Source organism: Burkholderia sp. SIMBA_051 (genome assembly GCF_046534915.1).
In the GTDB taxonomy this organism is placed as follows: domain Bacteria; phylum Pseudomonadota; class Gammaproteobacteria; order Burkholderiales; family Burkholderiaceae; genus Burkholderia; species Burkholderia ambifaria.
The window spans coordinates 575,368-598,281 of sequence record NZ_JAWRXS010000002.1 but is presented as its reverse complement, the minus strand read 5'-3'; the positions used below and the strand labels follow the sequence as shown (position 1 = coordinate 598,281).

Annotated in this window: 20 protein-coding genes; 9 read left to right on the top strand and 11 right to left on the bottom strand. The window is 70.5% G+C overall.

The window, feature by feature from the left end:
* Nucleotides 1-62 precede the first annotated feature (62 nt).
* From SB771_RS06710 to SB771_RS06685, 6 genes are all read right to left on the bottom strand, one after another.
* Nucleotides 63-956, bottom strand: a complete 894-nt coding sequence (locus SB771_RS06710) for a polysaccharide deacetylase family protein (protein ID WP_175660423.1) — start codon at nt 954-956, stop codon at nt 63-65.
* Entirely contained in the window at nt 953-3,433 is a 2,481-nt protein-coding gene (locus tag SB771_RS06705; RefSeq protein ID WP_175660422.1) for an MMPL family transporter, read from the bottom strand. Before SB771_RS06705 ends, SB771_RS06710 begins: the two co-directional genes overlap by 4 nt.
* Nucleotides 3,433-4,077: an outer membrane lipoprotein carrier protein LolA gene (locus SB771_RS06700; RefSeq protein ID WP_175660421.1), complete on the bottom strand. Its 645-nt coding sequence runs from the start codon at nt 4,075-4,077 to the stop codon at nt 3,433-3,435. The genes SB771_RS06705 and SB771_RS06700 overlap by 1 nt, the downstream gene beginning before the upstream one ends.
* Nucleotides 4,074-5,048 carry an acyl-CoA synthetase gene (locus SB771_RS06695; protein ID WP_175660420.1) on the bottom strand — a complete coding sequence of 325 codons (975 nt, stop codon included), beginning with the start codon at nt 5,046-5,048 and terminating at the stop codon, nt 4,074-4,076. The genes SB771_RS06700 and SB771_RS06695 overlap by 4 nt, the downstream gene beginning before the upstream one ends.
* Nucleotides 5,045-6,814 carry an AMP-binding protein gene (locus tag SB771_RS06690; RefSeq protein ID WP_175660419.1) on the bottom strand — a complete coding sequence of 590 codons (1,770 nt, stop codon included), beginning with the start codon at nt 6,812-6,814 and terminating at the stop codon, nt 5,045-5,047. Before SB771_RS06690 ends, SB771_RS06695 begins: the two co-directional genes overlap by 4 nt.
* A 65-nt stretch (nt 6,815-6,879) precedes the next feature.
* A complete protein-coding gene (locus SB771_RS06685) occupies nt 6,880-7,524 on the bottom strand; it encodes a hypothetical protein (RefSeq protein ID WP_175660418.1) in 645 nt (214 codons plus the stop codon).
* 565 nt (nt 7,525-8,089) lie between these two features.
* Here SB771_RS06685 and SB771_RS06680 point away from each other — a divergent pair.
* The 5 genes from SB771_RS06680 to SB771_RS06660 all read left to right on the top strand — a co-directional run bounded on the left by SB771_RS06680 (nt 8,090) and on the right by SB771_RS06660 (nt 12,435).
* Nucleotides 8,090-8,374, top strand: a complete 285-nt coding sequence (locus tag SB771_RS06680) for a phosphopantetheine-binding protein (protein WP_006755109.1) — start codon at nt 8,090-8,092, stop codon at nt 8,372-8,374.
* Between the two features lie 107 nt (nt 8,375-8,481).
* Nucleotides 8,482-9,198 carry a 3-oxoacyl-ACP reductase FabG gene (gene fabG, locus SB771_RS06675; RefSeq protein ID WP_175660417.1) on the top strand — a complete coding sequence of 239 codons (717 nt, stop codon included), beginning with the start codon at nt 8,482-8,484 and terminating at the stop codon, nt 9,196-9,198.
* 85 nt (nt 9,199-9,283) lie between these two features.
* Nucleotides 9,284-10,591, top strand: coding sequence for an endoribonuclease L-PSP (locus tag SB771_RS06670; protein WP_175660416.1), 1,308 nt, complete (start codon nt 9,284-9,286; stop codon nt 10,589-10,591).
* A gap of 125 nt (nt 10,592-10,716) precedes the next feature.
* Nucleotides 10,717-11,523, top strand: coding sequence for a glycosyltransferase family 2 protein (locus SB771_RS06665; RefSeq protein ID WP_175660415.1), 807 nt, complete (start codon nt 10,717-10,719; stop codon nt 11,521-11,523).
* A 150-nt stretch (nt 11,524-11,673) separates the two neighbouring features.
* Nucleotides 11,674-12,435, top strand: a complete 762-nt coding sequence (locus SB771_RS06660) for a M48 family metalloprotease (RefSeq protein ID WP_410721768.1) — start codon at nt 11,674-11,676, stop codon at nt 12,433-12,435.
* Between the two features lie 111 nt (nt 12,436-12,546).
* Here SB771_RS06660 and SB771_RS06655 read toward each other — a convergent pair whose 3' ends face one another.
* From SB771_RS06655 to SB771_RS06640, 4 genes are read right to left on the bottom strand one after another with little or no spacing between them, the layout of a single operon-like run.
* A complete protein-coding gene (locus SB771_RS06655; RefSeq protein WP_175660413.1) occupies nt 12,547-14,247 on the bottom strand; it encodes a lactate permease LctP family transporter in 1,701 nt (566 codons plus the stop codon).
* A gap of 51 nt (nt 14,248-14,298) precedes the next feature.
* Nucleotides 14,299-15,744, bottom strand: a complete 1,446-nt coding sequence (locus SB771_RS06650) for a LutB/LldF family L-lactate oxidation iron-sulfur protein (RefSeq protein WP_175660412.1) — start codon at nt 15,742-15,744, stop codon at nt 14,299-14,301.
* The gene (locus tag SB771_RS06645; protein ID WP_175660411.1) at nt 15,741-16,466 is read right to left on the bottom strand and encodes a lactate utilization protein C; all 726 of its coding nucleotides are present in this window, start codon (nt 16,464-16,466) and stop codon (nt 15,741-15,743) included. Before SB771_RS06645 ends, SB771_RS06650 begins: the two co-directional genes overlap by 4 nt.
* Nucleotides 16,463-17,263, bottom strand: coding sequence for a (Fe-S)-binding protein (locus tag SB771_RS06640; RefSeq protein WP_175660410.1), 801 nt, complete (start codon nt 17,261-17,263; stop codon nt 16,463-16,465). The genes SB771_RS06645 and SB771_RS06640 overlap by 4 nt, the downstream gene beginning before the upstream one ends.
* Nucleotides 17,264-17,403: 140 nt before the next feature.
* Here SB771_RS06640 and SB771_RS06635 point away from each other — a divergent pair, with 140 nt between their 5' ends.
* From SB771_RS06635 to SB771_RS06625, 3 genes are all read left to right on the top strand, one after another.
* A complete protein-coding gene (locus SB771_RS06635; RefSeq protein WP_175660409.1) occupies nt 17,404-18,117 on the top strand; it encodes a FadR/GntR family transcriptional regulator in 714 nt (237 codons plus the stop codon).
* A gap of 235 nt (nt 18,118-18,352) precedes the next feature.
* Nucleotides 18,353-19,975: a phospholipase D family protein gene (locus tag SB771_RS06630; protein ID WP_175660408.1), complete on the top strand. Its 1,623-nt coding sequence runs from the start codon at nt 18,353-18,355 to the stop codon at nt 19,973-19,975.
* 257 nt (nt 19,976-20,232) lie between these two features.
* The gene (locus SB771_RS06625) at nt 20,233-21,006 is read left to right on the top strand and encodes a class II aldolase/adducin family protein (RefSeq protein ID WP_006497398.1); all 774 of its coding nucleotides are present in this window, start codon (nt 20,233-20,235) and stop codon (nt 21,004-21,006) included.
* 19 nt (nt 21,007-21,025) lie between these two features.
* On the opposite strand, the gene SB771_RS06620 is transcribed toward SB771_RS06625, so the two are convergent.
* Entirely contained in the window at nt 21,026-22,027 is a 1,002-nt protein-coding gene (locus tag SB771_RS06620) for a hypothetical protein (protein ID WP_175660439.1), read from the bottom strand.
* Between the two features lie 415 nt (nt 22,028-22,442).
* Between SB771_RS06620 and SB771_RS06615 the strand changes: the two genes are divergently transcribed.
* Entirely contained in the window at nt 22,443-22,877 is a 435-nt protein-coding gene (locus SB771_RS06615; protein ID WP_011657914.1) for a CHRD domain-containing protein, read from the top strand.
* The last annotated feature ends 37 nt before the right edge of the window (nt 22,878-22,914 follow it).

The following is a 22,914-nucleotide window of genomic DNA, read 5'->3' as shown; positions in this document are numbered from 1 at the left end:
GGGTCGCATCCGGTGGCCGGCACGGGCGCCGCAGCAGGGCTGGCGAATCGCGCCGGGCATGGTCAGATTTTATCAAACGGGGGTGCCGGCATCCCCGGCTGGCCGGGCGGTTCGGACGGTTCGGGCGTGAGCGCGGCGCGCAGCGTGGTCCACTGCAACCGCGCGTCGGCGGCCGCGCGCAGCAGCGCCGGCAGCACGTCGAGCACGACCGGTTCGCCGCGCGCATCGCGCGCCGCATGGCCGTCATGCACGAGCAGGATGTCTTGAGGCGCCAGGCCGTTCAGCAGGCGGCGTGTGACGGTGTCCGCATCGTGCTCGCGCGTGTCGAAGCCGCGGCGCGTCCAGCTGGCGAGCTGCAGGCCGAGCTCGCAGAGCACCGGCTCGAGAAACGGATTGCGCAGGCCGGCCGGCGCGCGGAAGAAGCGCGGTCGCATGCCGGAGATCTCGGTCAGCGTCTGCTGCGCGGCGGCGATTTCGCGCCGCAGCGCGGCGGGCCCCGACAGCGAGAACGTATGCCGGTGCCGCTGGCTGTGATTCTCGACCGCGTGGCCGCGCGCGACGATCGCTTCGATCCACTGCGGATGGCGGCGCGCGAGGTCGCCGATGCAGAAGAAGGTTGCGCGTGCATCGTAACGATCGAGCAGGTCGAGCACGCGCGGCGTGACGTCGGGGTCCGGGCCGTCGTCGATCGTCAGCGCGATCCGGCGGCCGGCATCGGCCGGCAGCCGTGTCCAGTTCGGCCCGAGCAGTGCGCTGCGCGGCCACAGGCCGGCGGCCGTCAGCGCGAGATGCGAGGCGACCACGCCGCCGGCGGCCCACGGCCACGCGGCCGGCTGCGCGACGACGGCCGCGAGCGCGCCCGCATGCAGCGCGGCGGTGCCCGCGATCAGCGGCGTTGGCTTCCAGCGGCGCGCATCGCCGGGCTGCCGCGGTGAAACGGATGACGGCGCGTTCATGCGCGAGCTCCTGTCGGATCATGGGGACGGCCGTTCGCGGCCGCGGCGCGCGGCGCGAGAATCGCCGCGAACGCCAGCGCGAGTATCGCGCCGGGGCCGACGGTCAGCCCGAAGGTTTCGAGCAGCGGGACGCGCGACAGCGCGAGCAGGCCGAAGCCGGCGACCGTCGCGAGGTTCGCGATCAGCAGCGACACGAGCGTGTATGGCGTGACCGGTTGCGCGTCGTCGCGCTTGCAGAAGAACAGCGCATAGTTCGAGCCGACCGCGACGATCAGCAGCATCCCGACGAGGTGCAGGATCGTCAACTGCACGCCGGCGAGCGCGAAGCCGGCCGTCACCACGACTACGGCCGCGACGAGCGGCGCGAGCGCGCGCACGACGCGGCGCGGCGAGCGCAGCGCGATCAGCAGCAGCACGGCGATCGCCGCGAAACCCGCGAGCGACAGCCGGATGTCCTCATGCACGTAGTTCACGTACAGGCGGTCGGCCTCGGCCTTCATGTCGACGAACAGCGCGTCGGGTACGCCGGCGCGCGCGACGGCCGCGCGGATCGGCGCCGCGTCGAGTGCGGGCGCGGCCGTCGACGCGGTGCGCGCGGCGTCCGGCGCGCGCAGCGGCAGCATCACGCTCCAGCGGCCCGCGCGCTCGGTCAGCAGCGCGTCGACGGCGAGCGCCATCGACGTGCCGCGCAGGTCGGCGCGCGTGAGCAGCGGCGCGTGGCGCGCGGCTTCGACATCGGCGACGAACGGTGCGAACACCTCCGGCCTGACCGAGATCGGTTGGTTCGCGACAGCCGCGCGCATCCGCGCCGCGAGCGCGTCCGCGTCCGGCAGGCTCGCCTGGCGCGCGCGCTGCGCGGCGTCGCTCGGCAGGTAGCGCGCGGGACTTTCGAAGCCCGCGAGCGCGCCGCGATCGACGAGCGGCTGCAATTGCGCGGCGACCCGTTCCGCGCGTTCGAGCGCGGCCTGTTCGGTCGGCGCGGAAATCACGACGAGGTAGCGCACGTCCGGCGCACCGACATCGGCGCGCAGGCGCGCGTCGAGTGCCTGCGCGCGGGCGGGAACAGGGCTGAGCGCCGCGAGCTCGCGGCTCCACAGGCCGTCGCGATGCAGCACGAGCGTCGCGCACGCGGCGAGCACGAGCACGGCGAGCGGCCAGCGCAGCCGCGGCGCCGCGGCGGCCGCACGCGCGAGCACCGCGCCGATGCGCGACACGTCGCGAATCGCGACATGCTCGCCGCGCAGGTGCGGCAGCACGTAGCGCGTGACGAGCGCGGCGGCCGTCAGCCCGACGATCGAATAGAGCCCGAGCTGCACGAGGCCCGGAAAGCCGGAGAACAGCATCGACGCGAAGCCGCACACGGACGTGAGCACGCCGAGCCGGATCGTCGGCCAGTATGCGGCGAGCCACGCGCGCATCGCGTCGGCGGGCCGCGCGGCGCCGCGCGAGCCGGCCTGCGACGATTGCACGAACAGGTAGATCGAATAGTCGACGGCCTCGCCGATCAGCGTCGTGCCGAAGCCGAGCGTCAGCCCGTGGACGGTGCCGAACGCGACGCTAACCGCCGCGATGCCGGCCGCGATGCCCGTCAGCACCGGCAGCAGCCCCAGCGCGAGCGTGCGCGGCGAGCGGTACAGCGTCAGCAGCAGCGCGACGATCAGCACGAGGCTCGCGGTCGACAGCCGCTCGACGTCGTGCCGGATCGTGTCGCGCGTGTCGACCGAGAACACGCCGGGGCCGGTCATCGCGAGCGTGTACGCGGCCGGGTTCGGCAGCGTCTGCGTCGCGGCGGAGAACGCGCGGCGCACCGCGTCGATCGCGCGTGCCTGCGCGTCGGTGTCGGAGCCGGCGGCAGCCGTCTGCACGACGAGCACCGCGCGCGTGCCGTCGCGCGACGCCCACACGCCGTCGCGCACGGCGGGCTGCGCGCCGCTGTCGAGCTGGTCGACGAGCGCGGTCACTTCGCCCGTCGGGTCGCGCGGCAGCATCGCCTTCGCGACGAGGCCCGCCGACGAGCCCAGCAGGTCGAGGCTGTCGCCGAGCGCCTGGTGCAGGCCGTCCGCGCTGAAGCGTTGCGGCGTGACGGCCGGGCTCAGCAGGTAGCGATGATCGAACACGAACTGCTGGTCGCGTGCGTCGTTCACGGCTTCGCCGTTGTTGATCGCCGAGAATTGCCGGTCGGCGCGCAGCGTGCCGGCGACGCGCCGCGACAGCGCGGCGCGCGTGGCCGCATCGCCGCCGTCGATCGCGACGAGGATCAGCCGCGACACGATGCCGTCGCGCAGTTGCTCGACGAGCACGCGCTGCCCGGCGCTCGGCGCGCGCGGCAGGAACGCGGACAAATCGGCCGTGAAATTCGCGCGGGCGATCGCGATCGCGCATGCGACGAGCGCGAGCAGCCACACGAGCACGGCGTGTTGCCGCCAGGCGGGCAGGCGCCGGGTGACGGGTGTGGGCGGCCGGGTGCGTTCGTCCATCAGTTCGCCGGGACGGGTTGCAGGCGCATCGTCGAATGGTCGCCGTCGGCCTGCCGGATCGCGACGCTGCGCAACACGTCGCGCGTGCCGTCGAGCGTGATCGTGCTGACGACCTTCAGCATCCGCGAATCGAGCGGCGTGAGCGTGAGCGTCCAGTCGTCGCCACGGCCGGCGAGCGCGACCTTGTAGACCTGCTCGAGCGCGTAGCGGTTGCCGGCGAGCGTCGCGCGGATACTGTCGATGAATGCGCCGAGCTCGGGGTAGCGCGCGAGCGCGAGCGTGAATTTGCGGTTGTTGCGCTCGACGGTGAGCATGTCGCCGTCGACGACGAGATGTTCGGGCTTCGGGCTCAGCGTGTGCTTCTCGAGATGGTCGGGCGCGACGAACACGAGCTCGCCCGACGATTCGAGCGGCTGCGCGGCGATCGACAGTGTCTTGGTCTCGGTGAACGTGGCACGCCCGGACTTGTGCTGCGCGAGCGTCGACATCAGCCGGTCGAGGGTCCATGCCGAACCGGTGTCGGCCGCCTGCGCGGGCAGCGCGAGCGCGACGGCGGCCGTGACGGCGAACACGCGCGCGGCGCGGCGCGGCGCGAGCAGGAACGACAGCGGCAACAGTGACAGGAAGCGGCGAACGGCGGTCATGCGTCGGAATCCCTCGGGGTGGGCAGCCCGGTGCACGCGCGCGCATCGTCGCGGCGCGCGGCGGCGTCGCCGGTCTGCCAGAAATCGAAATAGTTGAACCAGTTGTACGGCGCCGCGCGGCAATACCGGTCGAGCAGCGCGACGTAGCGCGCGAGCGCCGCATCGACGGCCGCCGCGCGCGTGTCGCGGCGCACGTCGGAGAAATCGGCGAGCGTCTCGAAGTGCACGTCGTAGCGATTGCCGTCGCGATAGAGGCCGGTCATGAACAGCACCGGGCGCCGCAGCATCGCGGCCATGTAGAGCGGCCCGAGCGGGAACGCGGCCGGCGCGCCGAGCAGCGGCAGCCGCCGCATCGACGCGGCCGCGTCGTCGAGCAGCGTGCGGTCGGCGAGCATCCCGACCATGCAGTTCGCGTCGAGGCGCTCGCGCACCTTCAGCATCGAGTCGACCTGCCCGAGCGGAATCACTTCCGGCTTCGCGGCCGGATTCACGGCGGCGAGCGTCGCGTTGATCTTGCGCGCGTTCTCTTCGAACATCGTGACGACGACGCGCAGGTCCGGCCGCGTGCGGCCGATCGCCCGCACGACTTCGAAGCTGCCGAGGTGCGCGCCCATCAGCACTGCGCCGCGCCCGCCGGCGAGCGCTTCGTCCACCCGCGTTTCGCCGTGCAGCCGGATGTCGAACAGGTCGAAGCGGCCGTTCATCAGGTAGATGCGGTCGTGGATCGTCGCCGCGAACGTGAACACGTGCCGGTACACGTCGCGCCAGCGCGCTGGACGGCCGAGCACGCGGCGCAGGTAGTCGCGCGACGCCGCGCGGGCGGCCGGCGAGAACAGCACGAAATAGGCCGCGATGGCGTGCAGCACGACGCGCGACGGCTGCCGGCCGAACCGCAGCGAGATCCAGGTCATCGCGCGCAGCAGCGCCGCGTTGCTGCGTTCCTGGCGCTCGGCCCATGCGGTGCGCTTCATGGCTGCGCGCCTTCCGGTGCGGCCGGCGGCGCGGACAGCACGCCGGTCGCGACGTCGCGCGCGCCGGCGCGCAGCGTGAAGCGGATTGCACCGCCTGCCGCCGCATCGAACGCGAGATCGAGCGGTTCGCCGGGCGCGACCGGGCTCAGGAATTTCGCGGAAGCCAGCCGCCACGTATCCAGCGGGCGGTTCAGCGATGCGCCGAGCGCGGCGATCGCGTGATCGAGCAGCACGACGCCCGGCACGATCGGATGGCCAGGGAAATGGCCGGGCAGCGCCGGGTGTTCGGCGGGAATCGTGAACGCGAGCGGCGCATCCGTCTCGCTGCGCTCGCGCACGTCGGCCGCGGCGGCGCGCGCGTGCCGGGCGACGAGCGCGGCGAGCACGTCGCGCGGCAGCTTGCCCGTTTCGTTGCGCGGCAACGTATCGACGAACACGAGCGGACGCGGCATGAACGCAGGATCGATCCGCTCGCGCAGCGCGCGCTGCAGATCGGCCGCGGCGAGCGTCGGGGCGACCACGAGCGCAACGAGGCGCGTGACCGGTTCGCGGGTCGCATCGGCGTCGGCCGGCGCGGCTTCGTCCGGCATGAAGAACACGCCGTCGACGACGCCGGCAATCGCATTCAATTGATGATTCAGATAGGCGAGCGACGTGCGCTTGCCGGCGATGTTGACGAGGTCGGCCTTGCGGCCGTGCAGCAGGAACCGGCCGTCGCCGAGCAGCTCGAGCGCGTCGCCCATCGGCACGGGGGCCTCGACGTGTCCGCCCGATACCCACACGGTCGAGCCACTGTCGTCGCCCGCGGCGTCGCGATCCGGCGCGTCATGCGCATCACACGCATCACGCGCATCGAGCCGGATGCCCGGGAACAGTTGCCAGGTCGCGCCCTGCGACGTGCGGCGCGTCGCGATCTGGCCGGTCTCGGTGCTGCCGTAGATCTCGACGAGCGGCGCATCGAGCGCGGCCTCGGCTTCGCACGCGAGTTTTTCCGACAGCGGCGCGGTGGCCGACAGCACGAGCGCGGCCGGCGGCAGCGCATGGCCGGCCGACAGCAGCGCGCGCAGGTGAATCGGCGACGTGACGAGCACGCGCGGCTGCGGGATCGCGTCGAGTTCGTCGCGAATGTCGCCCGGATAGAACGGCTGGCGATTGCTGAACGCGAGGCCGCCGATCAGCGCGAGCAGCACCGTCGACTCGAAGCCGTACATGTGCTGCGCGGGCACGGTGCCGATCAGCGTGGCCGCGCAGCCGTCGAGCAGGCCGAGGCGGTCGGCCGCCGCGCGCACGCAGCCGACCAGGAAGCCCCAGGTCTTGCGGTGCGGCACCGGCGCGCCGGTCGAGCCGGAGGTGAACACGTACGCCATGATCCGCGCCGCGTCGATCTGCGGCACCACGCAGGGTGCGTCGTCGGGCAGGTCGCTGGCGGCGGCGTCCGGATACGCGAAGCGCGGCAGGTCGATCGTGCAGTCGGGCGCGTCGTGCAGGCAGAACGCGTCCGGTGCGAACGACGCGAGCTGGCGCACCATCTCCGGCGTATGCGTCGACGGCAGCAGGCTGATCCTGCCGGAGACGAGCGCCGCGCACAGGCTGACCGCGAAGCGGTAGCGGTCGCGGCACACGTTGAACACGTGGCCGCCGGCGGGCAGCGCGGCGGCCACGCGTGCGATGTCGGCGACGAACGCGCGCACGGTGACGGGCGCGCCGTCGCGCCAGGCGATCGTCTGGTCCGGCGAGGAATGGAATACCAGCGGGTGAGTCGGCATAAATCGGCTAGAGCGGGAAGCGGTGACCGGCGCGGCCGCGATGCGGCGCCGCGCCGGCCATGAATTCATCGTGACGGTTGCGTCGACGCGCGGTACGCGCGCACCGCGTCGACCATCCGCGGCCGCGCCTCGTGCGGCAGCGCGAAGCGCCGGCACGCATGCTCGGCGGCGAACATCACGGCGACGAGCGGCAGCGACAGGTAGTTCGCGAACGTCGACCACGCGACGATCGGCGCAGTCGCGAACATCAGCGTCGACACGGCGGCGATCGCGACGAAGAACAGCGTCCACGCGAGCGTGATGCGCCGCGTGTAGCGCGCGACGGCCGGCGTGATCGTGCCGTGGATCATCGTCGCGAAACGCGTGCACAGCGGCATCTGGCCGGCCGCGAGCGTGCGGCCGAACAGCAGCGCCATCGCGACGTTGAAGCTCGCGTGTTCCAGATATAGGCCCCATTCGAAATGGCGCGCGAGCGGGATGCGCGCGGCCCACAGCGCGACGGCGGCCAGTAGCCACGCCGGCACGAGCCACGAGCGCCTCGGCGAGCGCCATGCCGCACCGAGCGCGAGCAGCAGCGGCGGCACGAGCGCCATCGCGAGGCCGACGCCATGCGCGCCGGGTGTCGCGGCCGCGTAATGCGCGCCGACCTGGTACGCCGCCACCGCGGCGAGCGCGCCGACACCGCGCGCGATGGCGAGCGGCGTGCTCATCGCGGTGCTCCCGGCGCGCGACGTGGGCGCGCGTCGTCGCCGGCGGCCGCGGCACAGTGGAGCACGGGCGGGCAAACCGGAGCGAGGCAAACGGACGGGCGCGGCATGGCTGCTGGAAACATCGGACGGATCGGGGGGCCGGACGCGTTCGTCGGGCCGTCAAACATCATATGAATGGCGGCCGGGACGCTTGTCCGGGCCGGCTGTCGTGCACGCCATTTTAGGGCCGCGGCGTGGCGGTTCGAGACGGGCGCTGGCGGGTTTTGTAACCGAATGTATGGCAGCGCACCGACGCTTTCGCGGCGACGATCCATTTCCATCCGAAGCGGCTCAAGCGTCTGCTGCGATCGGGGCCCGAAACCGGCCGCGGCGCGGCCCTTCAGTCTGTAACCATTCACGGTATACGCACCGACACCCATCCACTAGAATCCGCGTAACTTTTACAAACGACCCCCAATAACGCAGGCGGGGAAGCCGGCAGACGCCGGAGGGACGGAGATTCGCGCGTGCTTCGCACGCGCCGGGCATGCATGACGGTTGCCGTTTCCGGGTGCCTCCCGCTGCCATGGGCCGCCTGCCCGCAAGCATGATGAACGCACTGGAACAAGAGCTCGCCACGCTGATCATCGGCGAACTGAATCTCGAAGACGTCCCGCTCGAAACGGTGACGGCCGGGACCCCGCTGTACGGCGAGGGCTTCGGGCTCGACTCCATCGACATCCTGGAAATCGCGCTGCTGATCTCGAAGAAATACGGCTTCGAGCTGCGCTCGGACAATCCGGACAACAAACAGATCTTCGCGACGCTCGGCGCGCTTGCCGCGTACGTCGCCGCGCATCGCACGAAGTGACGGGCGCACACGACGTGGCACACGGATGATTACCGCACGCAGCGGCCGTCGCTGGACGACCTGCCGCCGCGTCGATCGAGGTGAAACGCGATGAACGGAGCAAGTCGATGCGGGCGCTCGTAACGGGCGGCAGCGGCGCACTCGGGCAGGCGATCTGCACGGCGCTCGCGCAGGCCGGTCACGAAGTCTGGGTGCACGCGAACCGGAATCTCGCGCAGGCGGAGGCCGTCGCGCAGCAGATCGTCGCGGCCGGCGGCATCGCGCACGCGATCGCGTTCGACGTGACCGATGGCGACGCGACGCTCGCCGCGCTCGCGCCGTTCGTCGACGACGCGCCGGCGCAGATCCTCGTCAACAACGCGGGCATTCACGACGACGCGCCGATGGCCGGCATGTCGCGCCGGCAATGGCACAGCGTGATCGACGTGACGCTCAACGGTTTTTTCAACGTCACGCAGCCGCTGTTGCTGCCGATGATCCGCACGCGGCGCGGACGGATCGTCAACATCGCGTCGGTCGCAGGCGTGACCGGCAATCGCGGGCAGGTCAACTACGCGGCCGCGAAGGCGGGGCTGATCGGCGCGACGAAGTCGCTGTCGCTGGAGCTCGCGTCGCGCGGTATCACGGTGAACGCGGTCGCGCCCGGCATCATCGAATCGCCGATGGCCGACCATGCGTTTCCCGCCGAACGGATCAAGCAGCTCGTGCCGGCGCAACGCGCGGGCCGGCCCGACGAAGTCGCGGCGATGGTCGCGTATCTGGTATCCGATGCGGCCGCCTATGTGACGGGGCAGGTGCTGTCCGTCAACGGCGGGCTCGCATGACGACGGCTTGACGCGAAGCAACGGCGCGCAACGCGGCGCGTGGCCGCGGTGCCGCGAGCCCGCGCCGCATAGTGAGGAAATCGAAGTGTCAGTGCATCCAGTCGACGCCGAACGGCAAGCATGTTCCCTGTCGTCCGCCCCGAACGCGGTCGCGCCCGGACACACGGCAGCCGCGCCTGCCGCATCACGAGCGGGCATCCCGCCCGCGACGAAGGGCGGCAGCCGTGCGCTGCGACTCGCCCGGATCGATCACGCACGGCTGGCCGCGCGGCTGCGCGATGCGCAGCAGCGGGGCGACGCATTCGAGCACCTGTTTCCGGGCGCGCTGGGCGCGGTGTGCATCGGCGCGGCCGGATCGCCGGCCGATGCGATGGCACGCATGCTCGCCGTCGCCGCGCCCGACCTGCCGCTCGCACCGGTGCCGATGACGCTGCTCGATGCCGGCGGCCACGCACGCGGCGGCGCGGTCTGCGAAATCTGGCAGTGCGACGCACCCGACTTGCGCAGCGCGCGACGCGGCGCGCTGCAGTACCGCTACAGCGAAACCGCGGGGCTCGTGTTCGGCAGCATCGTCGTGCAGGAAACGCAGGAAACGCAGGAAGCGCAGGAAACGACCGATCTCGATCGCGACGGCGGCACGCCGCTCGAACGCGCGACATACGATGCGTACGGCGCGCTGTTCGACGTGCTCGATACGCTTGGTCTGCCGCATCCACTGCGGATCTGGAACACGGTGCCGGCGATCAATGCGCAGCAGTTCGGGATCGAACGCTATCGTCAGTTCAATATCGGCAGGCAGCGCGCGTTCGACGCGTGCCGCCGCGCGCTGACGGGCAGCGTGCCGGCCGCCTGCGCGCTCGGTTCGGTCGTGCCGGTCACGGGCGACACGCCGCCGGCCGCGCCGCTCGCGATCCATTTCATCGCGAGCCGCACGCCGGCCGATCCGGTCGAGAACCCGCGCCAGGTCAGCGCGTATCACTACCCGGCCGAGTACGGCCCGCGTGCGCCGACGTTCGCGCGCGCGGCCGCATGGACCGACGGCGCTGCGGCACCGCTGCTGTTCGTATCGGGCACCGCCAGCATCGTCGGGCACCGCACCGTGCATCGTGGCGACGTCGTCGCGCAAACGCGCGAGACGATCGCGAACCTGGCGGCCGTGCTCGAGCAGGCCGCGCGGCAGGGGCACGGCCCGTTCACGCTCGCGGACCTGAGCTATCGCGTCTACGTGCGCGACGCCGGCGACACCGCGGCGCTCGCCGCGATCGAACGCGCGCTGCGCGATGCGGCCGGCGCCGACGTGCGCGCCCTGTTCGTCCACGCGCACGTGTGCCGCGACGATCTGCTGGTCGAGATCGACGCGAGCGCCGGCCATCCGCTGGAGCAACTGTCGTGAAGCGCGCGGGCCTGTCGCTGCGCGATCCGTCGCCGCATCCGGGCGGCGTCGAGGAAGCCTGTCGGCGCGCGCCCGCAGGTCATACACTTTTGTCAGGATCATCGTCTTCGCAATCGGCCGTTCCCATGTCCAAGCTGCACGCCTCGTCCACCCATCTCGTGTTGATTCCGAGCTACAACCCGGGCCTCAAGGTCGACACGACCGTGCGCAACGCCCGCGCGCAGTGGAATCCGGTGTGGGTCGTCGTCGACGGCAGCACCGACGGCAGCGCCGAGCGGCTGCAGGCGATGGCCGAGCGCGATCCGGGGTTGCGCGTGATCGTCCTGCCGGAGAACCGCGGCAAGGGCGCGGCGGTGCTGGCCGGCCTCGACGCGGCGGCCGCGAGCGGCTTCACGCACGTGCTGACGATGGATTCCGACGGCCAGCATCCGGCCGAGCTGATCCCCGAATTCATGGCCGCATCGCAGGCGAGCCCGGACGCGATGGTGCTCGGCCTGCCGAAGTTCGACGCGAGCGCGCCGCAGTTGCGCGTGCAGGGCCGGCGGTTGTCGAACGGCTGGGCCGACCTCGAGACGCTGTGGGCCGGGATCGGCGATTCGCTGTACGGCTTTCGCGTGTATCCGGTCGCGCCGCTCGCCGCGATCATGCATCGGCAGCCGTGGATGCGCGGCTTCGACTTCGATCCGGAAGCGGCCGTGCGGCTGTGCTGGGCCGGCGTGCGGCCGATCCGTATCGAGGCGCCGGTGCGCTACTTCGGCGCGCACGAGGGCGGTGTGTCGCATTTCCACTACGGTCGCGACAACGCGCTGCTCGCGTGGATGCACCTGCGGCTGTTTGCCGGTTTCGTGGTGCGGCTGCCGATGCTGGCCGCTCGGCGGCTGATGCGCCGGCCGCGTACCGCATTCAGCCGGTCGCCCGGCCGCCGCGATTGACCGCCGGTTCGTCATCAATCGGTTGAGGAATTGCGCCGTTCATTCCGGATCGGCCGGTAATCAACCTGTCATTCGATGTAAACATCTGGTAATTTTCTGCCGGATTATGCAAAATCGCCGCTCCCAACTACAACTACCGAGGGATCCGGGATGCATATCAAGAAAGCGGCGGCAGCATGTGGCATGGCGTTCCTGTTGAGCGCATGCGGCGGCGTGCAGAATCTCGACGCGAACAGCCTCACGTCGGCGGGGACCAACCTGTACAAGGCGGCGACGCTGTCGGACAGCGACATCGCGGCACTGTCGAACGACTCGTGCAAGTCGAGCGACGCCGAATCGAAGATCGCCGCGCCGAACAGCGCGTACGCGAAGCGCCTGACGAAGGTGATGAAGGGCTTCGGCGACATGACGCTGAACGGCCAGAAGATCAACTACAAGGTCTACATGACCAAGGACGTCAACGCGTGGGCGATGGGCAACGGCTGCGTGCGCGTGTATAGCGGCCTGATGGACATGATGAACGACGACGAACTGCGCGGCGTGATCGGTCATGAAATGGGCCACGTCGCACTGGGTCACTCGAAGAAGGCGATGCAGACCGCCTACGCGGTCAGCGCGGCGCGCACCGCGGCCGGCGCGGCATCGCCGGGCGTCGCGACCCTGACGAGCTTGCAGCTCGGCGACATCACCGAGAAGTTCATCAACGCGCAGTTCTCGCAGACGCAGGAAAGCGCGGCCGACGACTACTCGTTCGATCTGATGAAGCAAAAGAGCATGAACCAGAAGGGCCTCGTCACCGCGTTCCAGAAACTCGCGCAGCTCGATGGCGGCAAGAGCTCGATGATGAGCTCGCACCCGTCGTCGTCGAGCCGTGCGCAGCACATCCAGGATCGCATCACGAAGGGCAGCTGATCGCCGATCGTGGCGCCGGCTTCGTCCGGCGCCCGGGATGAACCAAAACCCCACGCTCTTTCGGGCGTGGGGTTTTGTTTTTGGGGCCCGGAAAGCGGCCGCGCCGCCCGCTTACGGCACCATTCCCGGCAGCACGTAGGCCTGCACGAGCGTGATCAGGCCGACGATCACCGCGAACAGCAAGCTGTGGCGCACCGTGAAGCGGAACAGATCGGACTCCTTGCCGACGAGGCCGGTCGCCGCGCATGCCACCGCGATCGACTGCGGCGAGATCATCTTCGCGGTCACGCCGCCCGTCGTGTTCGCGGCGACCGCGAGCGTCTCGGGCACGCCGAGCTGGTGCGCGGTCGCCTGCTGCAGCGAGCAGAACAGCGCGTTCGACGACGTGTCCGAACCGGTCAGGAACACGCCGAGCCAGCCGAGGAACGGCGAGAAGAACGGGAACGCGGCGCCGGTGCCGGCCAGCATCAGCGCGAGCGTCGACGACATCCCCGAGTAATTCGCGACGAACGCGAACGCGAGCACGAGGCCGATCGACAGGATCGGGCGCGTGAGTTCCTTCAGCGTCTCGCCGAACGTGACGAGCGCGTCGCGCGGCTTCATCCGCAGCAGCGCCATCGAGATCAGCGCGGTCACGAGGATCGCGCTGCCCACCGCCGACACGAGGTCGAGCTTCAGCACCGCGTCGAGTGCCTTCGGCGTCGCGGCGATCGGCGCGGTCTTCACGACGAGCTGGTCGAGCCCGGCTACATGGAACTTCAGGACGGTCGACGCGAGCGCGCCGTGCGCGGCGAACAGCGCCTTGAACGGTGCGATGCTCCACACGGTGACGACGGCCGTCAGGATCAGGAACGGCGACCACGCGCGCACGGTCTGCGCGAGCGTGTACGGCGACGCCTGGCGGCTTGCGCCCGACCCGTTGCCGCCCGCGCCGAACCCCGCGAGCGCCGCGCCGCCGCCGGACGTGACGACGCCGCCTGCCGTCTGCTTCGCGCTGCTCGGCTGCCAGACCTTCAGGAACACGGCCAGCGACACGAGGCTGACGAGCGACGACGTGATGTCCGGCAGCTCGGGCCCGATGTGGTTCGACGTGAAGTACTGCGTGACCGCGAAGCTGCCGCCCGCGACGAGCGCGGCCGGCCACGTCTGCCGCACGCCGCGCAGCCCGTCCATCATGAACACGAGCCAGAACGGCACCGCGAGCGACAGCAGCGGCAGCTGGCGGCCGGCCATCGCGCCGATGTGGAGCGGGTCGATGCCCGTCACCTGCCCGGCGACGATGATCGGAATGCCCATCGCGCCGAACGCGACCGGCGCGGTGTTCGCGATCAGGCACAGGCCGGCCGCGTGCAGCGGCTTGAAGCCGAGGCCGACGAGCAGCGCGGCCGTGATCGCGACGGGCGCGCCGAAGCCGGCGGCGCCTTCGAGGAACGCGCCGAACGAGAAGCCGATCAGCAGCATCTGCAGCCGCTGGTCGTCGGTGATCGACAGCACCGACGCGCGGATGATGTCGAACTGGCCGGTCTTCACGACGATCTTGTACAGGAACACGGCCGCGACGATGATCCACGCGATCGGCCACAGGCCGTACGCGAAGCCGAAGCCGGCCGCCGCGAGCGCCTGCGGCACGGGCATCCCGTATGCGACGATCGCGACGCCGAGCGACAGCAGCAGCGTGATCGCGGCAGCCACGTGCCCCTTCATCCGCAGGGCGGCGAGCGCGATGAAAAAGAAGATGATCGGAATTGCGGCGACGAACGCCGACAGCCCGAGGCTGCCGAGCGGCGTGTAGATCTGATGCCAAACCTGCATGGTTGTCTCCTCCATGGATTTATCGGGGTACGGGTTTGAAAGCGGGGTGTTCTATTCGGGCTGGCCGCGCGCGCGCAGCAGGTCGGACAGGCTGCGCGGCGCCGGCTCGAGCGGCGTGCGGTGCTGCGTCCAGCCCATCTGCTTCGCGGGCGTCAGCGCGCGCAGCCGCGTCGCGGTCCAGCGGAACGCGCGATACGCGCGCGGATGCGCGAACGCGCCCGACCAGAAGCGCCACACGAGGTCTTCCGCGCGGTTGTAGTTCGCGCCCTGGCCGCGCAGCGGATGCGCGACGGGTTCGTCGGGCTTGCGGTTCGCCTCGGTGCGCAGCCGCACCAGCAGCTGCGGGATCGGAATTCGGACCGGGCACACCTCGCCGCATGCGCCGCACAGCGTCGACGCGGTCGGCAGGTCGGCCGTCGCGTCGAGGCCGAGCAGGTGCGGCGAGATGATCTTGCCGATCGGGCCGGGATAGGTCGTGCCGTACGCGTGGCCGCCGATGCGCGTATAGACGGGGCAATGGTTCATGCACGCGCCGCAGCGGATGCACTGCAGCGTCGCGCGCAACTGTTCGTCCGCGTACGCCTGCGTGCGGCCGTTGTCGAGCAGCACGAGATGCAGCTCGCGCGGGCCGTCGCGTTCGCCTTCGCGGCGCGGGCCCGAGATCAGGTTGAAGTAGGTCGTGATCGCCTGGCCGGTGGCCGAACGCGTCAGCAGGCTCGACAGCGGCACGATGTGCTCGAGCTTCTCGACGACCTTCTCGATCCCCATGATCGCGACGTGCGTATCGGGCACGGTGGTCGACAGCCGGCCGTTGCCCTCGTTCTCGACGAGCCACAGCGTGCCCGTGTCGGCCGCCGCGAAGTTCACGCCGGACAGGCCGATGTCCGCTTCCGCGAACGCGCGGCGCAGCGCGCGCCGGCCGGTCTGGATCAGCTCGTCGACGTCCTCCGTGTAGCGCGTGCCGGGGATGTGCCGCTCGAACAGCTCGGCGATGTCGCTGCGCGTCTTGTGGATCGCCGGCATCACGATGTGCGACGGCTTCTCGCCCGCGAGCTGCACGATGAACTCGCCCATGTCGGACTCGATGCAATCGACGCCGTGATCCGCGAGGTAATGGTTCAGCTCGATTTCCTCGCTCGCCATCGACTTGCCCTTGATCACGCGGCGCGCGTGGTTCGCCTGCGCGATGCCGAGCACGATCGCGTTCGCGTCGGCGGCCGTCTCGGCCCAGTGCACCTGCACGCCGGCGGCGGTGAGTTTTGCCTCCAGCCGCTCGAGCAGCGCCGGCAGTTGCGCGAGCGCGTGCTGCCGCACGGCTTCGCCGAGATCGCGCAGTTGCTGCAGCTCGGTGTCGTCGGGGAACTGGGACGTACGCTTGCCCTGCAGGAAGTCCATCGCGCCGCGAAAGCTTTGGCGCAGCGCGGGATCGTCCAGCGCGGCGCGCGCACGGGCCTTGAAGTCGCCGGGGGCGACGAATTGCAGCGGTTGGTCGCTCATCGCGGCAGCTCCTGGCGGGCGGTTGCGGCCGGTTCGGCGGCCGGCCCGGTGACGATCACGACCCAGAGGTGGCGCGGGCCGTGTGCGCCGTACGCGAGGGTCTGCTGGATATCGGACGTCTTCGACGGGCCCGACACCAGCACGACGTTGGTCGGCATGCCCGCGTGCCAGCGCTCCGCGTGCACGGCCGCGTGAAGGTCGGCATGCAGCGTGTTGGCGTGGACGAGCGCGACGTGCAGCGGCGGCACCAGCGACACCGTGCGCGGCGTGCCGGCGTCGGGCGCGAGCACGACGGTGCCAGTCGCCGCGATGCCCGAGCGCGCGACGGTGAAGCCCGCGTCGATCGTGTCGAACAGCTCGGCTTTCCACGCGTCGATCGGCCGGTCGAACGGCACCGGCGCGACCGCGTCGGGCAGCGCCCGCGCGAGCGCCGCGGATTCGGCGCGGGCCGGGTCGAGCAGCAGGCGGCGCACGCCGGCGTCGGCCAGACGCGCGGCAAGCTGCGCGGGCCACGCGTCGGCGCTCGCGCACCAGACATCGGCATGCGACGCGGCGAGCGCGGCCTGCATCGTCTGCGCGAGCGCAAGCGGGTCGGGTGCGGCGGGCGCGCGCCGTGCGGCGTAATGCGTGTCGATGCGCGCATCGAGCGCCGGTGCGGCATTCGCGGCGACGCCGGGCGCGGCGGCGCGCAGGCGCGCGAGGATCGCGTCGCGCGCGCTCATTGCGCATCCCCGCGCAGCGAGCCGGCACCTGCCGTGCGGCGCCACAGGAAGCTCGCGAGATGCTCGACGGGCAGGGGGGCGCCAGCCTTCTCGGCCGCGTGACCGATGTTCAGCAGGCAGCCGCAGTCCGCCGATACGAGGCGCTTGCAACCAGTCGCGCAGGCCGATGCGACCTTGTCGGTCACCATCGCGCCGGAGATGTCGGGATGTTTCAGCGAGAACGTGCCGCCGAAGCCGCAGCATTCCGACTCGCGTTCATGTTCGATGCGCGTGACGCCCGGCAGCGCGTCGACGAGCGCGACGCCATGCACGCGGGTGCCCATCTCGCGGCGGGCCGCGCACGACGTGTGCAGCACCACGCGTTCGTCCGGGCCGGCGTTCGCGGTGACGGCATCGAGCCGCACATGGAGCACATGGACGAGGAATTCGGCGAGTTCGTAGGTGCGCTCCGCGATCGCGCGGGCCTTCGGGCCGTGCACGGGATCGTCGGCGAACAGCGCCGGCCAATGGTGCCGGATCATGCCTGCGCACGAGCCGGACGGCACGATCACCGGCCAGGGCTCGGCGAACACGTCGAGCTGCGCGGCCGCGACGCGGCGCGCCTCGTCGGGATTGCCGCTGCTGTACGCAGGCTGCCCGCAGCAGCTCTGGCCGCGCGGATAGTGGACGGTCAGGCCTTCGCGTTCCAGCAGGCGCACCGTGTCGAGCCCGGCTTCGGGGACGAACAGGTCGACCAGGCAGGTCGCGAACAGGTAGACGTGCGCGGGGGCGGCGGTGGGGTAGTGCCTTTCGTTCATGTCTCGCTCCAGGTGCGGCGGCCCGGCATGCGCATGCGGGACGACGATTTCGCTTTCGCTGCATAATTCCCGCGACGGCGCCGAAGCTCAAATTGGTTGGGCCAATCGACGCGACGGGATATTCGGATGGGGAGACGGCGATGGCGGCGATGACGGCACGGGGCCGGACCGAAGTGGTGATGCGCAAGATCGAGACGGCGCTGCTCGACGGCACGTGGCAGGCCGGCGCGCGGCTGCCGGCCGAGCGTGTGCTCGCGCAGCAGTACGGCGTCGCGCGCAATACGGTGCGCGAGGCGACCCAGCGGCTCGTCGCGCGCGGGCTGCTGCAGAGCCGGCGCGGCGCGGGCGTGTACGTGACGGACCAACTGCGCGCGGGCATCGCGTCGCCGTGGGGCCAGCTGGTCGCCGACCACCCGGCGTTGCGCGACGATATTCTCGAATTCCGTCGCGTGCTCGAAGGCGCGACCGCGTATTTCGCCGCGCTGCGCGCCGACGCGAGCGACCGGCGCCGGATCCGCGCGCTGCTGCGCGAGCTCGAAACCGCGCACGCGAACGACGATGCGGCCGTCGAGGCGTCGGCCGATGCGAAGCTGCACGAGGCGATCGCGCTCGCGTCGCACAACACGATGTTCCTGCACCTGCATACGAGCGTGATCGGGATGCTGCGCGAGCACATCTCGATCAACGTCGCGGGGATGACGACGCACGACGAGGCGTCGGAGCTGTTGCTGCAGCAGCACCGGGTGGTGTGCGACGCGATCTGCGCGCAGCGGCCCGAAGAGGCGCGCACCGCGATGCAGACGCATATCGACTACGTGCGCAGCCACTTCGAGCGAAGCGGCGACGCGCCATGAGATTGGTTGGACCATGGCCGCCGCAGGCCCGCACGGCGGACGGTCGCGAGCCGCAGGCCGCCGGGCCGAGGCGCGCGCCGCGGGCGACGCGCGTTTTGCTGCGGCGCGGCGCCACCCGCGCCGGCCGCGCGATTGACCGGTTCATCCGGCGCCCACTAGAATCGGCTGGAGCCGCCTGTCAGCCGCGCGCCGCGGCGATCGCGGACCCATTGATCCGCCTGTCGAGGAAGTTTCCGTGCTTACGTCTTTGATTCGGCGCGCGCCGGCCGCGCTGTCGTGGCGCGCCGTGTGCCGCCCGGCCCGCGCGCTGATCGTCTGCGCGCTGCTGCCGCTCGTCGCCTGCGCGACGCACCCGCCCGCCACCTCGCTCGATCGCCCCGTGTCCCACGCGTTGTCTGCCGATACCGCGACCCCGCTGCGCGATGCGCTGGCCGCGCCGGAAGCCGCGCATCCGGGGCAGTCGGGCTTCCGCTTGCTCGCCGACGGCGCCACCGCGTTGCAGATGCGCATCGCGCTCGCGCGCGCGGCGACGAAGACGCTCGACATGCAGTACTACATCGCGACCGAGGATACGACCGGCAAGCTGCTGCTCGGCGCGGCGCTGTACGCGGCCGATCGCGGCGTGCGCGTGCGGATGCTGGTCGACGACCTGAACTTCGACGACATCGACCGCGTGATGGCCGCGCTGAACACGCATCAGAACATCGAGATCCGCGTGTTCAACCCGTTCGGCGCGTCGCAGCGCGGCATGGTCGAGCGCACGGCCAACTTCTTCACGCGGATCGACAGCTTCACGCGCCGGATGCACAACAAGGCGATGATCGCGGATAACCAGCTCGCGATCGTCGGCGGCCGCAATCTCGGCGACGAATATTTCAGCGCGAGCCCGACGCTGCAGTTCCGCGATCTCGACGTGCTCGCGGCCGGCCCCGTGACGCACGACATCTCGAAGAGCTTCGACGACTACTGGGCGAGTGCGAGCAGCTATCCGCTGCGCGTGCTGAATCATCAGAAGTTCGATCCGAAGGATCTCGACGCGATGCGCGACGAGCTGCGCGAGCACTGGCGCAAGAACGCCGACCCATACAACGCGAAGCCGCTGAACGCGACACCGCTCGCGCAGCAGATCGCGCGCGACCAACTCGAGCTCGTGTGGGCGCCGGCCGAATTCAAGGTCGATGCGCCGGACAAGATCGCGCGGCCGACCGACGCGTACGTGAGCCCGCCGATGCAGCGCCTGGGCGAGCTCGCGCGCGGCGCGCGCAAGGAATTCCTCGCGTTCTCGCCGTACTTCGTGCCGCACGACGCCGGCGTGAAGATCCTCGGCGATACGACCGCGCGCGGCGTGCGCGTCGCGATCGTCACGAATTCGCTCGCGGCGACCGACGCGGTCGCGGTGCAGGCCGGCTATGCGCCTTATCGCATCCCGTTGCTGCAGCGCGGCGTCGAGCTGTACGAATTCAAGGCGCAGCCGGACCAGCCGCCGACCCGGCTGTTCGGCTCGCGCTCGCGGGCGAGCCTGCATGCGAAGGCGTACGTGATCGACCGGCAAATCCTCGTGATCGGGTCGCTGAACCTCGACCCGCGCTCCGCGCACCTCAACACCGAGCTCGCGCTCGTGATCCACAGCCCGGTGCTCGCGCAGCAGGCCGCGGCGATCTTCGCGCGCGTGACGGCGCCCGACGAAAGCTATCGCGTCACGCTCGCGAAGCAGGCTGACGGCGGCCGGCCTTCGCTCGAATGGACCGGCGTGGACGGCGGTCAGCCGAGCACGTATCACGTCGATCCGCATGCCGGGCTGAAGCGCAACGTGATGACCGGCATCTTCATGTTGCTGCCGGTCGACGATCAGCTGTAAGGGCCGGAACGACTCAGGCCAAACCCGCGATTCCGGTGCGCGGGGAAAGGTGATATGGTTGTGTGCGCAACGATATGCGCATCGTGAAGGCGCCGGCGGACGGCTCGCGCAATGCGGGCCGGACCGGCGCCGAACGACGCGCCTGACGAAGCCCAACCAGCCGACCATGCAGCCCGCGCCGCGTGCGGCGCCAGCAGACGACCGACGATGCACGCAGCCGCCCGCGCGGCCGCGCCCGTCCGCCACCGGAGTGCCCCATGCAACGTGTACCGAACCAGCCGTTCACGCGTCCCGCCCGTTTCTCCGAGGCCGAATGGCAGGCGCGCGTGCAGCTCGCGGCCGCCTACCGGATCTTCGACCATCTCGGCTGGACCGAGCTGATCTACAACCATATCTCGCTGCGCGTGCCGGGCGAGGACGGCCATTTCCTGATCAACCCGTTCGGGCTCCATTACCGCGAGGTATGCGCGTCGAACCTCGTGAAGATCGACATCGACGGCAACGTGATCGGACATTCCGACTGGCCGATCAACCCGGCCGGCTTCACGTTCCACAGCGCGATCCATGCGGCGCTGCCCGACGCGCACTGCGTGATGCACGTGCATACGACGCCGACGATGGCCGTGTGCTGCTCGCGCGACGGGCTGTCGTTCTCGAACTTCTATTCGGCGCAGCTGTACGGGAAGATCGCGTATCACGATTTCGAGGGCATCACCGTGCATCTCGAGGAAGGGCGGCGCATCGTCGAGAGCGCCGGCGGGCGGCCCGTGCTGCTGCTGCGCAATCATGGGCCCGTGACGATCGGCGCGACGCTCGCGCAGACCTTCTCGCTGATGTGGCTGCTCAATCGCGCGTGCGAGGTGCAGGTCGCGACCCATGCGATCGGCGACGCACTGCCGATCGCGCCGCCGGTGCTCGAGGGTTGCGTGCGCGATTCGCTGAATTTCGATCCGAAGCACGGCGCGGGGCAGGACGCGTTCGACGCATTGCAGCGCATCGTCGATCGCATCGATCCCGGCTATCGCGCGTGAGGCAGGCGCTGCGCGCGGGCTAGAACCGGTAGCCGAGGCCGGCCTGGATCACGTCGGTGTCGCGGTCGTAGCGCGTGACCACGCGGTTCCACGTGACGCGCGTGAGCCAGCGATCCGAGATTCGGTAGCTCGCCGAAATCGACACGATGCCGGAGAGCCGGCCGCCGGCCGCGTTCGGCTCGGCTGCGCGATTGTGCTGATCGACCGTGACGTACGCGCCGGCGCCGGCCGACAGCGTGACCTTGTCGTTCAGGAATGCGCGCGTGAGCCACAGCTGGGATGCGATGCCGTTGCGACGGACGCCCTGTTTCGCGCCTTCGTACAGCCACGTCGCGGTCCAGTCGATCGAGCGGGTGAGACCGCGCCGGTATTCGAGACTGCCGCCGAGCGTCGACGGCGACGAGCGGCTGTTGAGGATCGTCTCGCCGAGCATCGCGGTGACTTCGTTGTTCGTGACCTTGCGCGTGCGCGGCAGCGCGGTGTCGCGCGGGCCCGGCGTGTCGGGCGCGTCGAGCTGGTAGCCGACGCCGAACATCACCGACGTCGTGGCCGGGCCGCTGAACACCTGCGCGCGATTGAGCTGCAACTGCGCGATCCAGCGGTGCGACGTGTAATACGCGGCGCGCACGCTCATCAGCACGCCCCAGCCGTGCGTGTTCGAGTAGCCGCGGCCTTCGCCGGCCGGCACGGTGTCGAAGTAGCGATACGGGCCGACGCCGGCCGACAGCACGAAGCGGCGATTCTCGAGCGGCACGCGGCCCCAGAACTGCACCGCCTGGCCATCGCGGTGATGATTCGGTATGTGGCCTTCGTTGTACCAGGTAAACCCGAGCGCGGTATGCGCGCTCAAGCCTTCCTGATAGTCGAACGCCCACGCATACGAGCGGTCGCCGCCGCCCCACAGCGAGCCGGCGAACAGCGAGAATTCCTGCGCGTCGGCAGGTGCGCCGTAAAACGCGGCGATGGAGCAGAGGCTCGCCAGCAGCGGGCGGACACGGACGGGGCGGGTCGGGCAGGGCATCGGGAGGTGGGCCGGCACGGTTCACTTTCCAGTCACGACAACACCCGGGCATTGTCCCGCGCGCGCAAGCCGGTGTCGACGCGGGTTTGCACAACAACCTGTTACGGAGCATGACCGTGCGCGCGGTGCGTCGTCACGTCGTCGTGTCGGACGGTGGCCGTGCCGCGCGGGCAAAAAAAAACGCGGCCGGATGGCCGCGTGAATACTCGCAGACTCCTTCGGACGAAGGAAACAAGCAACTGTGAAACGAAGTGTAGCGAAAGGCCGCGCGCGGATTCAGCGCTCCCGCTGGAAAGGTCTGTTCCAGATTCCGGCAGGCGCCGACGCCGCATGGGGCTGCCGGATCGGCGGCGATCGTCTACCATCATGTCACGTCCCCATCCGGGTGGCGTACCACGTCGTTCAAGGAGGATTCATGCCGAAGCTGCGTTTGCTCCAGGTGGCGTTGCTCGCGGGCGTGCTGGCCGCCGGCGGTGCCGCTGCCGAAACGGTGCGCCTGTCCGCCAACCTGCAGCCGTCGAGCGAGGTGCCGCCCACCGCGACGAAGGGCTCCGGCGCCGTCGACGCCACCTACGACACGGCCACCCACATGCTGCATTGGACGGCGACGTACGAACACCTCACCGGGCCGGCGACCGCCGCGCACTTCCACGGGCCCGCGCCGGTCGGCCAGAACGCCGGCGTGCAGGTGCCGGTCCCGAAGGACGAGCTGGCGAGCCCGATGAAGGGTGCGAAGGAGCTCACCGACGCGCAGGTGACCGACCTGATGAGCGGCAAGTGGTACTTCAACGTGCACACGAAGGAGCATCCGTCCGGCGAGATCCGCGGCCAGATGATGCCGGCGAACTGAGCCGGCCGGGCGCGCGCCGGCGTTTGATATAGAGGCT